Below are 12,550 nucleotides of genomic sequence, written 5' to 3' on the forward strand. Positions count from 1 at the left end.
TACGGCGGCATCGGGATCTCGCGCACCGACTGTGACGTGCTGCGCGAGATCCCGATGCCGCCGTACGTGACGGTCGAGGACGTCCAGTTCGCGGTGCGGGCGGTGGTGGTGCACGCGCCGCGGGCCTGGTCGGGCGGGACCATCTGCCGCAACGACGCCAGCCCGCACCCGTGCCGCCTGCACGTGTGGGGGCGCCGGGTGCTCACGCTGCGCGGACTGCCGTCGACCGAGATCGACGCGCTCGTCGAGCGCGGCGACCCCGCGGCCGACCCGCGTCCGTACCGCCCCGGCGCCTGAGCACCGGGGCGGTAGGGCCGGTCAGCAGAGCGCGGGCTTCACCCAGGAGCACTCCCGCCCCTCCGGTACGCGCGGCGACTCCGGTGCGGCCGGCACGGTCCGCCGGGCGGTCGCCGTTTCCTTCTCGGTGTACGAGGCGAGCGCGATCGCGATCTGGTCCTCCAGCCCCTTCACCGACGAGGTGAGGTAGTTGTTCAGCACGATCGAGAAGGCGAGCAGCCGCCCGTCGGCGTCGGTGACGTAGCCGGAGAGCGCTGATGCGCCGGTCAGGCTGCCGGTCTTGGCGTGCACGTTGTTCGCGGCGGCGGTGCCGCCCATCCGGCTGCGCAGCGTCCCGCCCACGAACCGGTCCGGGTTGCCGGCCACCGGCAGCGCGGCGTACCAGGTGTCGAACCACGGTTCGGCGCGGACCGCCGAGAGCAGCGTGACGAACTGGGCCGGCGGGACGAGGTTGCGCCGGGACAGGCCGGACCCGTCGCGCTGGCGCAGCGTGCCGGTGTCCACTCCGGCGTCGCCCACGTACCCGCTGATCGCGGACAGCCCGGCGGCCCAGGTGCCGGATCCGGAGAGCTGCCGGCCCAGTTCCTTGGTCAGCACCTCGGCGTGACCGTTGTTGGAGAGTTTCAGGAACGGCACCATCAGGTCGGCCAGCGGCATCGAGTCGTGCCGGGCGAGCGGCTTGGCGGTGTCCGGGGTGGCGGTGCCGAGCACGGTCCGGCCGAGCACCCGTACGCCGTGCCGCCGCAGCGCGGAGCGGAACACGTCGGCGGCGTAGCCGGTCGGCTCCCACACGGTCACCCAGTCGCTCTCGGCGGCCTGGCCGACCGCGATCCGGCCGGTCACGACCACCGTGTTGCCGCCGTGCTCACGTTCGAACGAGATGCTCGTCTCGCCGTCGGCGACCGTCTCGGCCCGGTTGTCGATCCGCAACCAGCCGTTGTCCGGGGTCATGGTGATCTTCGGCCGGACACCGGCCCGGGTGCCCGGGGTGGCCTGCACGATCACGGTGCCGGCGTCGTAGTCGGTGTCCGGGGCCACTGTCAGCGCTGACACCTGAGCGGCGTAGTAGTAGGGCTCGTCGTCCCAGGTCCAGTCCGGACCGAGCCGGCCCTTGTCGTACCGGGTGTCGTCGGCGACCAGATCGCCCGCGACCACGCGTACGCCTGCCGCGGCGACCTGCTCGGCGAGCCGGTCGTAGTCGGCGGCGAGGATGGTGGGGTCGCCCCCGCCGCGCAGGTAGAGGTCGCCGGAGAGCATTCCGGCGCGGCGCGACCCGTCGGCGCTCACCTCGGTGGTGAAGCGGTGGCCCGGCCCGAGCAGTTCCATCGCCGCCGCCGAGGTGAGCAGCTTGGTGTTGGAGGCGGGGATGAGCCGCCGGGTGCTGTTGCGGTCGTACAGCGTGCGGCCGGTGGCGGTGTCGACGACGACCACGCCTGCCTGCGCTCCGTCGAGCCGGCTGTCGGAGAGGATCGCGTCGATTGTGGCGTTCAGCCGGGTCTGCGCCGGGGTGGGCGCTTCGGCCGTGGCGGTGGTGGTGCCGGCGGCGGCCGCGGTGGCGACCAGCGCCAGCACCGCGAGTGCCCGGGGAAATAGGCGACGATGCATGGGAAGATGCTGCCACGGAGATTTCCTCCGGAAAAGACTCCGGTGCGAAAGGTTATTTGCGGCCCTGGCGCGGGCGCCGCAACCCTGCGTCGTTCCCGCTCCGAATCGGGGAAAACACCTGTTCACCGAGGAGCGGCGGATCATCGGGTTCCGTTTGACGGATGACCGGGCAGCGGGCACGGTGGGGGTGAGGGCCGTGGCAACCGCCCTGCTTCCAGCGCGGCGAGATCGTGTCTCGCCCGCTTCCGGGTCGCGAGCCGACCGCGTGGGCCGTGTCGCCCGCGGAACCCGACATCCAGCCATGAGGAGTTCAGCCATGCTGACCATGACCGACAACGCCGTCCTGGTGATCCGTGACCTCGCCGCCCAGCAGGACGTCGCCGACGCGGGCGGGCTGCGCATCGCCGCCGACACCGACGCCGGTTCGCTCTCGATCGAGCTGGTGCCGCAGCCGGTGCAGGGCGACCAGGTGGTGGACACCGAGGGCGCGCGCATCTTCCTCGACTCGGACGCGGCCGAACTGCTCAACGACACGTCCGTCGACGCGGTGGTCGACGAGGAGGGCGTGGTGCAGTTCGGCTTCACCGAGAAGGAGTGAGCTCAGCCGGCGCGCTGGTCCGGTTCCGGCCGGATCAGCGCGGCCAGCACGTGCGCCAGATGATGCGACGTGCTCCACGCGATCCAGTTGGCCGGTGAGCCCGCGCCGGCGCCCCGCCGGGCCCGCCGGACGATCTCGTGGTCGCCCCAGGAGAAGCCGGCCCCGGCCGGCGACCAGTGCGGCGCGGCCGTCAGCGTGCGGCACAGGTCGGCGAAGCGCTCGTCGCCCCGCCCACCCCGCCGCGACCAGCGGTAGACCCACCACGCGTCGTCCGCGGCCCAGCGCAGCGTCGGTGTCCGGTCGCCCGGCTCGTCCGCGTCCCGCACCGCGCAGCCCACCCCGTAGTCGCCGTACCCGACGCCCAGGTCGGCCAGACGCCGCCAGAGCGACCAGTCGTAGCGGTCCACCCGGACCGGTTCGTCCGCCGGCAGCCGGGACAGGGCCGGTGGCATCCCGCCGGCCGCCGTCGTCACCGAACGCCAGGCGTGCCGCCGGGCCCACTGCGCCGCACGCCGGATCCGCGGCTCGGCCAGCCGGACGTCGGCCTGGCAGCACACGTCCCCGGCGTCCAGCAGCAGGTCGCACTGCTCGGGCAGCAGACCCGTCACCCGCCACACCCGTTCCGCCGCCGCCGTGGCCGCGTCCGGTCCGGCCCGGTCCGGGCCGAGGCGCAACCTGACGACCGCGTGGTGCGCCCAGGCCCGGGCCGCCGCGCCGTGCGCGGCCAGCCGCCGGTCGCTGTCCGCGAGACCGATCACCGGCACCAGCGGTACGCCCCAGCGGACCGGATCGTGTTCGCCGGCCTCCGGCAGCGCCGACACGTCGACGGCGGGCAGCATCCCGGCGGGCAGCCGGGCCAGGGAGTCCACGATGGAGGGCGCGTCCGCCGGAACGTCGAGGACCGGTGCGAGCAGCGCGGCGGAGGCGTCGTCGAGCCGGGTCAGCGCCTCCAGCTCCCCGCGCCGTGCGGCCAGCACCGGACGGTAGACCGTCGGTCGACCTCGGAGCGGCTGCACCATACTTCAATGTAGCCAGACGGTCGCGCTGCGTCATGGTTTCCGGTCGGCTCCGGTGTGACGAGCGGTGCCGGGACGGTCGGCGGACCCGGCGGCGAATCGGCGATCCGGCTGACGTTTCCGCAGGTCAGAGCCGTCCACTGTCCTTGATCGGACACTTCTGCGGCTGGTTGCCGGGCGGTTGGCCGACATAGCGTCGGAATCATCGAGGGTGATCGCCGACGATCGCCCGGAAGCGTACGAACGCCTCCGGCCGGCGTACCGGCGGGAGAGAGGATCACCATGCCCAGCCGTAGAGCAAGGAGGGAGACCACCGGCCAGCCGATCCCGAGCATGCGGGAGGCCGCGCGCGCCGACACCGAGATCAATTCGTGTTCGCCGGTCGGGCTGCCGGCCACCGCGCGCATGCTGTTCGCCGTGGTCGACGCCGACGGGAAGCTGGTCCGCGGCCTCGGCGCCACCTCGGCCACCCGGCTCGCCGCCGGGATGTACCAGGTCGCGTTCGACCAGGACGTGGCCGGAGCGGCGTACGTCGGGACGGTCGGCCCCGCGACTGCCGACGGGCTGGCCCCGCAGGGTGTCATCACGGTGGCGCCGCGCTCGGGGATCGCCAACGCGGTGTTCGTCGAGACGCACGGCACGAGCGGGCACGTGGACCGGCCCTTTCACCTGGCCGTGCTCGCCTGACCGGACGCGCAGACGAGCGCACGGCGCCGCACGACCTCCCGGTCGTAACGTCGCCGCGCTCCGGCCGTCTCCCGCCACCGCAGCCGTACGGCGGTACGCCGGCGGGGACCTGGCTCGACCGGCCCAGCAACGCACCGGTCTTGTCGGGAGCACATGCCCCTTCCGAGGGGATCCAAACCGGCTCGGCGTGGGAATTCCACCATCTGCGACTCCCGGCGTGGCGGGCGCGCGAACGGGGTATGAGCGGACCATGGAGCATTTCACGATCGCGACCGTCGCCGAGAAGAGTCCCGACTTCCGCCGCGTGCTCTGGACCGGGGAGCACACCCAGCTGGTCATCATGACCATTCCGCCGGGCGGCGAGATCGGCGAGGAGGTCCACGAGGGCATCGACCAGATCCTCACGTTCGTCAGCGGCACCGGCGAGGCGCGGGTGGCCGGGGAGAAGAAGGAGGTCGTCTCCGGCGACCTGGTGGTCGTGCCGTCCGGCACGAAGCACAACTTCGTCAACACCGGGCCGAACCCGCTGGTGCTCTACACGGTCTACGGCCCGCCGGAGCACGCCGACGGCGCGGTGCACAAGACGAAGGAGGAGGCGGACGCCGCCGAGGAGGCGGGCGAGGACGAGCCGCCCACCTCCTGACCGCCGGTCTCGAGCGGGGCGCCGCGACCTCAGGTCACACGGGCGCCCCGCTGTGCACCAGCCCTGGATACTTGACGCCTGCGCCGGTGTTGAGCACCACCACGCGCTCACCGGGCCGGATCCACCCGCCCGCGCGCAGGTGCCGGGCAGCGGTCAGGCAGGCCGCGCCCTCCGGGCAGAGCAGCAGCCCTTCCCGGGCGGCGAAGTCGCGCAGGTCGGTGAGGATCTCCGCGTCGTCCACAGCGATCGCGGTGCCGGCGCTGTCCCGCAGCGCGGACAGGATCAGCTCGTCGCCGAGCGGGGCGGGCACCGTGATGCCGAACGCGACGGTACGCGCGCCCTCCCACGGGGTGACGCGATCCTCGCCGGCCGCGAACGCCCGCACGACCGGCGCGCACCCGGTGGACTGCACCGCGACCAGCCGGGGCAGCCGGTCCTCCACCCAGCCCAGCTCGCGCAGCTCGTGCAGCGCCTTGTGGATGCCGATCAGCCCGACGCCCCCGCCGGTGGGATAGACGATCACGTCGGGCACCTGCCAGCCGAGCTGCTCGACGATCTCGTACCCCATGGTCTTCTTGCCCTCCAGGCGGTACGGCTCGCGTAGCGTGCCGGCGTCGAAGATCCCGCCGTCCGACCCGGCGATCAGCGCCGCGATGTCCCGGCCCGCGTCGTTGATCAGACCGTCGATCAGCCGCAGGTCGGCGCCGGCGGCCAGGCACTCCTCGCGGCAGATCGTCGGCGCGGCCAGCGGCATGGCGATGGTCGCGCCCATCCCGGCCCGCGCCGCGTACGTGGCCCAGGCCGCGCCGGCGTTGCCGTTCGTGGGCATGGCGATCCGCTTCACGCCCAGCTCCCGGGCCCGGCTCACGCCCACCGACGCCCCGCGCGCCTTGAACGATCCGGTCGGGGTGAGCCCCTCGTCCTTGACGATCAGGTCCACGATGCCGATCTCGTGCCCGTACGCGGGCGCGCGCCACATCGGCGTCCAGCCCTCGCCCAGCGTGGTGACGAACCGGGGATCGGCCACCGGCAGCAGCTCCCGGTAGCGCCACAGGTCGGCCGGGCGCAGCCCGAACTGCTCCGGGGCGACGGTGGAGGCCACCGCGGCGAGGTCGTAGCGGGCCAGCAGCGGGGAGCCGCAGCCGCACAGGTTCTGCAACACGTCGGCCGGGTGTTCACGGCCGCAGCGCGGGCACTCCAGGTGCGTCAGGTGCACGGTGGTCCTCAGCTCGCGTCGATGCTCAGCCAGTGCCGGCTGCGCCGGCCCGGCTCGTACGGGGAGTCGAGGCGTTTCGCCACCACTCCCGGGAGCCCCTGCTCACGGGCGGCCCGCAGGGCGTCCGCACCGACTCCCGGGAACCACGGCGGAGTCTGCCAGTGCGGGCCGGTGAGCGCCAGACCGTCGAGCAGGTCACGGCGTTGCGCGTACGGCACGTCGAGGCTGGACACGCCCTCCAGCCAGAGCAGGTCGACGGCGAGGAACTGCCCGTCGCGCCGGGTCGGCGGGCGGACCCGCCCGGCCGGGTCGATCCGTACCAGCACGCCGTCGAGCACCGCCTCGGCCGGAGCGAGCGCCTCGGCCATCGCCCGCGCCCACGGGTACTCACCGGTGACCTCCGCGTCGTCGCCGTCGAGCAGCCGCAGCCGGCCACCCGACACGTACGCCATCGCGCGCACGCCCGCCCAGCGCAGCTCGTACCCCCAGGAGGCGGCGTCGCGCGGAAGCCGCCCGCCCTCGGCGGGCCGCATCGGGCGGACCAGCTCGGGCATCGGCGTCCAGCCCTCCGGCGCCGGGTCGGTGCGCCTGATCATCCAGTCCCGGCCCCGCCCTCCGGTGGCGAACAGGACGTACCGGCCCTTCGTGCGCTCGCCGTCGAGCACCACGATTATCTCGTCGTCGCGCCACTTCTCCGCGCGGTAGGTGCCGGTGTCGTGCACGATCATCCGCCCGCCGCCGTACTCCCCGGCGGGGATCTCCCCGGAGAAGGTCAGGTACTCCATCGGGTGGTCCTCGGTGTGCACGGCCAGGTGGTTGCGGCCCGGGTCGCGGGGCAGGCCGCGCGGCACCGCCCAGGAGGCCAGCACGCCGTCGTGCTCCAGCCGCAGGTCCCAGTGCAGGCTCCGGGCGTGGTGCTGCTGGATGACGAAGCGGGGCGCGCGCCGCGCGGACCGCTTCCGCCCGGAAGCCCGCTCGGGCACCGGTTCCGGGGTACGCGCGGCGTCCCGTTTCCGCCGGTACTCTTCCAGCCGGTCCGCCACCCCCGCATCCTCCCCCAGACCCGCCGTGCGCGCCGGGATGCCGGTGTGTGTGCGACGAACCGGGGTAGAACGGGGGACATGGACAGCGACCAGCCCACCCTCCCGCTCACCGGCGACGTCCGGATCCCGCTGCTCGGCTTCGGCACGTGGCAGGCCACCGGCGAGGCCGGGTTCAAGGCGGTGCTCGCCGCGCTGGACGCCGGCTACCGGCACATCGACACGGCCACCATGTACGGCAACGAGAAGGAGGTCGGGCAGGCGGTCAAGGAGAGCGGGCTGCGCCGCGAGGACGTCTTCATCACCACCAAGCTGCCGCCGGACCGGGTGGGCCGGGAGCGGGAGACCATCGAGGCCAGCCTGGCCGCGCTGGACACCGACTACGTCGACCTGTGGCTGGTGCACTGGCCGCCGTCCGCGCCCGGCGACAGCATCCCGGTGTGGCGGGAGATGCTCGCCGCGCGGGACGAGAACATGGCGCGCACGGTCGGGGTGAGCAACTACTCGATCGGCCAGATCGACGAGCTGATCCAGGCCACCGAGGAGACGCCGGCGGTCAACCAGATCCGCTGGAGCCCGTCGCTGTACGACAGGCAGACGTACGCCGCCCACCGGGACCGGGGCGTGGCGCTGGAGGGGTACAGCCCGTTCAAGACCAGCGACCTGTCCGACCCGGTGCTGGTCCGGATCGCCCAGGCGCACGACGTGTCGCCGGCCCAGGTGGTGCTGCGCTGGCACATCGACCACGAGACCGTGGTCATCCCGAAGTCGGTCACGCCGGAGCGCATCCGCGCCAACGTCGACGTGTTCGGGTTCTCGCTCACCGCCGAGGAGATGCGCGACATCGACACCCTCGCCGGCTGAGGCGTACACGGACAGGGGGCGCGGTCCGCAGCGGACCGCGCCCCCTGTCGTGTGCGGTGGTCAGCCCCGGGCGCAGGCGGAGCCGTTGAGCGTGAAGCTGCTCGGCGCGGAGTAGCTGCCGTTCAGCGTCGCCTGGTAGCCGAAGCTGGTCGACGCCCCGGGCGCCAGCGTGCCGTTGTAGCCGGCGTTGCGGGCGGTCACCGCCGAACCGCTCTGGCTCACCGTGGCGTTCCACGCGTTGGTGACGGTCTGCCCGGAGGGCAGGTTGTAGTTCAGCGTCCAGCCGTTGATGGTGCCGGAGCCGGTGTTCTTGACCGTCACGTCGGCGGTGAAGCCGTTGTTCCAGACGTTCGCCGCCTTGTAGGTGACGGTGCACGACGCGCCGCCCGAGGGCGGGGGCGTGGTCGGTGCCGACGTGGTCGGCGGCGGGTTGGAGCCGGTGTTGACGGTCTGCGAGAACGAGTTCACCGCCAGGCCGACGCCACCCTGCCACGGCTCGAACCCGGCCTGGATGCTGGTCAGGTACCAGTCGTTGGTGATCGCGCCCCGGTTACGGGTGTCGTTGATGAACGCCATCGCGTCGAAGCTGAAGCTGGGGATGGCCGACGGCGCCACGTACGAGATGACGTTGTTGGAGCCGTTGCTGCCGCGCCAGACCTCCCAGGTGCGGCCCGCGATGCTGGCGTTGCCGACCACCGAGCCGATGGGCTGGATCGAGCCCTGCCGGTTGAGCCAGATCATGATCTCCATCTGGTTCACGCCGTCGCGCTTCGGCGACGGGTCGAGCCAGATGTCGTACGCGGCGTCGTAGATCGCGCCGCTCACGTAGTTGTAGCTGATGCTGGCCGGCGCGCTGCTGATGTTCTTCACCTGCACCGGCAGGTTCGTGCCGGGCGAGCAGTTGGTGTAGTGGCAGCCCACGAAGATCGACGGGTAGGAGACCGGCGCACCGTTCGTCGGCGCGGAGCCGTCCGCGCGGGTGATCGAGAAGCCGGTTGAGGTGACGTTGATGCACTGCTGGGCACTGGTGCCCCAGCGGTTGTTCTGCACCACGTACTTGCCGCCGATCGTGGTCGAGCCGTACTGCTCGCAGATCTGGGTGTCGGCGGAGGCGGTGCCGCCGAGCGCGACGGCGACGAGGGTGCCGGCGGCCAGCAGTCCGGCTGCCGCGAGGGCCCTGAGTGGACGCTTCATGATGCTCCTTGGCTCGGCGCGGGGACGGCGCCGGTTCGGTCGGTGATACGGGCGGGAGCGCTCCCACGATGCAAGGAATACATTTACATGTCTCGAATCATTGCGCAAATGCGCCGGGCTCGTTAACGCTCCGCGTCCGGCTCGTGGCGCGAGAGGTCACGGCGGCCGCCCCCTTCCCCAGATGGAGGCGGGATTCCTGCCGGTGGGACGGGGTGCGCCGCCGACCGGTGGCCGGCGCCAGGGCGCACGGGCACTTCCGCCGCCTGGTTGCGGCGAGTAATGTCTTGCCTCCAACGCGTTCCGATCCCCCTCCGGAGGCGTACCCCGTGATGGGTGGTTCCCCCCTGCGCATCCTCGTCGTCGGCGCGGGCATCGCCGGCCTCGCCGTGGCCCGGGCGCTGCGCCTGGCGGGGTTCCGGCCCGACGTCACCGAGCGGCTGCCACCCACCGAAACGATCGACTCCGGCCTCTACCTGCCGGGCAACGCCGCCCGGGCGATGCGCCGGCTCGACCTCGACGGGCCACTGCGCCCGCTCGGCCAGGTGATCCACCGGCAGCGCTTCCTCGACGCCGCCGGAGCGCCACTGTGCGACGTCGACCTCGACGCGCTCTGGGCCGGGGTGGGGGAGTGCCGGGCGCTGCCCCGGACCGAACTGCACCGGGTGCTGCTCACCGGCGCCGGCGGCGCGGTGCGCCACGGCGCCGAGGTGAGCACCGTCGACCTGCTGCCCGGCCGGGTCGCCGTCGGCTTCACCGACGGCACCGGCGGCGAGTACGACCTGGTCGTCGGCGCCGACGGGCCCCGCTCGGCGGTACGGACCCTCGCCGCGCTCGGCGGACCACCGCGCCCCGCCGGGCAGGTGGTCTACCGCGCACTGGTGCGCGGCGGCCCCCGGATCGCGGACTGGACGGCACTGCTCGGCCAGCGGGCCGGGTTCCTGGTCGTGCCGCTCGGCGCCGGGAGGCTCTACTGCTATGCCGACGAGGCCGGCACCGAGCTGCCCGCCGACCCGCTCGCCCGCCTGCACGAACTGTTCGGCTCCTACGGCGGGCCGGTGCCCGAGGTGCTGGCCGCGCTGGAGACCGTGTGCGTGGAGCGCACCGAGGAGGTCGAGCTGGGGCGCTGGTTCCACGGCCGGGTGCTGCTCGTCGGTGATGCCGCTCACGCCACCGCCCCGACGCTGTCCCAGGGCGCGGCCATGGCGCTGGAGGACGCCGTCGTGCTCGCGGAGTCGCTGCGGGCCGCCGGCAGCGTCGACGCCGCGCTGATCGCGTACGAGAGTCGTCGCCGGCCGCGTACCCGCTGGGTGCGGGACCGGACCCGCGACCGCAACCGCACCCGCGACGTGCCGCCGGCGCTGCGCGACCCGTTGTTGCGCGGACGCGGCGGGCGGATCTTCCGGGAGCACTACCGGCTCCTCACCGGCCCGCTCTAGCGGGCCGGTGATCGTAGCCGCCCACCCCACGCGGCGGGGCCACCTACCGGGGACTATCCTCCTTGCGGATGACGGCTGCGCCGATGACCAGCGCGCCGAGCGGGACAACCAGAACCGGAGGCCACTCGTGACCACCGTCGCACCCAAGCCGGTCGTGACCCGGCCCTGGCCGGTCCGCGAGCCGGTCAAGGGGTCGGCCATCGCGCGGCTGCTGCGCACCACGGACGCGAAGCAGATCGGGATCATGTACATGGTCACCGCGTTCGTGTTCTTCATGATCGGTGGCCTGATGGCCCTGATCATGCGCGCCGAACTCGCGCGACCGGGCCTGCAGTTCCTGTCGCCCGAGCAGTACAACCAGCTCTTCACGATGCACGGCACGATCATGCTGCTGTTCTTCGCGACGCCGATCGTGTTCGCCTTCGCGAACTACGTGGTGCCGCTGCAGATCGGCGCGCCGGACGTGTCGTTCCCCCGCCTCAACGCGTTCGCCTACTGGCTGTACCTGTTCGGCGGCACGCTCGCCACCGCGGGCTTCATCGCTCCGGGTGGCGCGGCCGACTTCGGCTGGACCGCCTACACGCCGCTGAGCACCGCCGACCACGCCCCGGGCGTGGGCGCCAACATGTGGGTCGTCGGCCTGGCCATCTCCGGTCTGGGCACGATCCTCGGCGCGGTCAACCTGATCACCACGATCCTGACCCTGCGCGCGCCCGGCATGACCATGTTCCGGATGCCGATCTTCACCTGGAACATGCTGGTCACCAGCCTGCTGGCCATCCTGGTCTTCCCGCTGCTGGCCGCCGCGCTGTTCGCGCTCGCCGCGGACCGCCTGATGGGTGCCCACGTGTACGACCCGGCGACCGGCGGGCCGATGCTGTGGCAGCACCTGTTCTGGTTCTTCGGTCACCCCGAGGTGTACATCATCGCGCTGCCGTTCTTCGGCATCATCAGCGAGATCATCCCGGTGTTCTCCCGGAAGCCGATCTTCGGTTACAAGGGCCTGGTGGCCGCCACCATCGCCATCGCCGCCCTGTCGATGAGCGTCTGGGCGCACCACATGTTCGCCACCGGCCAGGTGCTGCTGCCGTTCTTCAGCTTCCTGAGCTACCTGATCGCGGTGCCCACCGGTATGAAGTTCTTCAACTGGATCGGCACGATGTGGCGGGGCCAGATCACCTTCGAGACGCCGATGCTGTTCTCGATCGGCTTCCTGGTGACCTTCCTCTTCGGTGGTCTCACCGGTGTGCTGCTGGCCAGCCCGCCGCTCGACTTCCACCTGCACGACTCGTACTTCGTGGTGGCGCACTTCCACTACGTGCTCTTCGGCACCATCGTGTTCGCCGTGTTCGCCGGCATCTACTTCTGGTTCCCGAAGATGTTCGGCCGGATGCTCGACGAGCGGCTCGGCAAGATCCACTTCTGGCTGACCATGATCGGCTTCCACACCACGTTCCTGGTGCAGCACTGGCTGGGCAACGAGGGCATGCCGCGCCGGTACGCCGACTACCAGGCCGCCGACGGCTTCACCACGCTGAACACGATCTCCACGATCGGCGCGTTCATCACCGGTATCTCGACGCTGCCGTTCATCTGGAACTGCTGGAAGTCGTACAAGACCGGCCCGGTCGTCGAGGTCGACGACCCGTGGGGTCACGGCAACTCGCTCGAGTGGGCCACCAGCTCCCCGCCGCCGCTGCGCAACTTCGACCGCATGCCGCGCATCCGCTCCGAGCGGCCGGCGTTCGACGCGAAGTTCCCCGAGCTGGCCGCCGGGCAGAGCCTGGCCGGTCCGCCCGAGGGTGGTGCCAAGCCGCTGACCAGCGAGGTCAACGGTGGCGCCAGCTACCAGGAGGACACCGCAGGCAACCTCGACCAGCGCTAGCACCACCGCACCGCCACGTCGAGACGGGCGCCGCACCCCTGGCCAGGGGCGCGGCGCCCGTCTCGACGT

Annotated in this window: 12 protein-coding genes; 7 read left to right on the top strand and 5 right to left on the bottom strand. The window is 72.2% G+C overall.

Annotation, left to right across the window (positions count from 1 at the left end; all coding sequences use genetic code 11):
• Positions 1-9: 9 nt before the first annotated feature.
• Positions 10-297: a hypothetical protein gene (locus F8279_RS26625; RefSeq protein ID WP_151501395.1), complete on the top strand. Its 288-nt coding sequence runs from the start codon at positions 10-12 to the stop codon at positions 295-297.
• A gap of 21 nt (positions 298-318) precedes the next feature.
• Here F8279_RS26625 and dacB read toward each other — a convergent pair whose 3' ends face one another.
• Positions 319-1,902, bottom strand: a complete 1,584-nt coding sequence (gene dacB / locus F8279_RS26630; protein ID WP_091419031.1) for a D-alanyl-D-alanine carboxypeptidase/D-alanyl-D-alanine-endopeptidase — start codon at positions 1,900-1,902, stop codon at positions 319-321.
• Positions 1,903-2,218: 316 nt separating this feature from the next.
• Here dacB and F8279_RS26635 point away from each other — a divergent pair, with 316 nt between their 5' ends.
• Entirely contained in the window at positions 2,219-2,500 is a 282-nt protein-coding gene (locus tag F8279_RS26635; RefSeq protein ID WP_047894073.1) for an iron-sulfur cluster biosynthesis family protein, read from the top strand.
• Positions 2,501-2,502: 2 nt separating this feature from the next.
• Here F8279_RS26635 and F8279_RS26640 read toward each other — a convergent pair whose 3' ends face one another.
• Positions 2,503-3,519: a beta family protein gene (locus F8279_RS26640; protein WP_225853420.1), complete on the bottom strand. Its 1,017-nt coding sequence runs from the start codon at positions 3,517-3,519 to the stop codon at positions 2,503-2,505.
• A gap of 279 nt (positions 3,520-3,798) precedes the next feature.
• On the opposite strand from F8279_RS26640, the gene F8279_RS26645 reads away from it, so the two are divergent.
• Positions 3,799-4,203, top strand: coding sequence for a hypothetical protein (locus F8279_RS26645; protein WP_091419033.1), 405 nt, complete (start codon positions 3,799-3,801; stop codon positions 4,201-4,203).
• Positions 4,204-4,453: 250 nt separating this feature from the next.
• The gene (locus F8279_RS26650) at positions 4,454-4,846 is read left to right on the top strand and encodes a cupin domain-containing protein (RefSeq protein ID WP_091419035.1); all 393 of its coding nucleotides are present in this window, start codon (positions 4,454-4,456) and stop codon (positions 4,844-4,846) included.
• A 34-nt stretch (positions 4,847-4,880) separates the two neighbouring features.
• Here F8279_RS26650 and F8279_RS26655 read toward each other — a convergent pair whose 3' ends face one another.
• Complete coding sequence (locus F8279_RS26655) at positions 4,881-6,062, bottom strand: threonine synthase (protein ID WP_091419037.1); 1,182 nt, start codon at positions 6,060-6,062, stop codon at positions 4,881-4,883.
• 8 nt (positions 6,063-6,070) lie between these two features.
• The gene (locus F8279_RS26660) at positions 6,071-7,105 is read right to left on the bottom strand and encodes a DNA polymerase ligase N-terminal domain-containing protein (protein WP_151501393.1); all 1,035 of its coding nucleotides are present in this window, start codon (positions 7,103-7,105) and stop codon (positions 6,071-6,073) included.
• Positions 7,106-7,183: 78 nt separating this feature from the next.
• Between F8279_RS26660 and F8279_RS26665 the strand changes: the two genes are divergently transcribed.
• On the top strand, positions 7,184-7,966 hold the full coding sequence (locus F8279_RS26665; protein ID WP_091419042.1) for an aldo/keto reductase: 783 nt from the start codon (positions 7,184-7,186) through the stop codon (positions 7,964-7,966).
• A gap of 60 nt (positions 7,967-8,026) precedes the next feature.
• Here F8279_RS26665 and F8279_RS26670 read toward each other — a convergent pair whose 3' ends face one another.
• The gene (locus F8279_RS26670) at positions 8,027-9,160 is read right to left on the bottom strand and encodes a cellulose binding domain-containing protein (RefSeq protein WP_091419044.1); all 1,134 of its coding nucleotides are present in this window, start codon (positions 9,158-9,160) and stop codon (positions 8,027-8,029) included.
• A 329-nt stretch (positions 9,161-9,489) separates the two neighbouring features.
• Here F8279_RS26670 and F8279_RS26675 point away from each other — a divergent pair, with 329 nt between their 5' ends.
• On the top strand, positions 9,490-10,596 hold the full coding sequence (locus F8279_RS26675; protein ID WP_151501394.1) for an FAD-dependent monooxygenase: 1,107 nt from the start codon (positions 9,490-9,492) through the stop codon (positions 10,594-10,596).
• 127 nt (positions 10,597-10,723) lie between these two features.
• On the top strand, positions 10,724-12,481 hold the full coding sequence (gene ctaD, locus F8279_RS26680; protein ID WP_013284349.1) for a cytochrome c oxidase subunit I: 1,758 nt from the start codon (positions 10,724-10,726) through the stop codon (positions 12,479-12,481).
• Positions 12,482-12,550 lie beyond the last annotated feature (69 nt).

This window comes from Micromonospora sp. AMSO1212t, from assembly GCF_008868145.1.
GTDB classification, from domain to species: Bacteria; Actinomycetota; Actinomycetes; order Mycobacteriales; family Micromonosporaceae; genus Micromonospora; species Micromonospora tulbaghiae.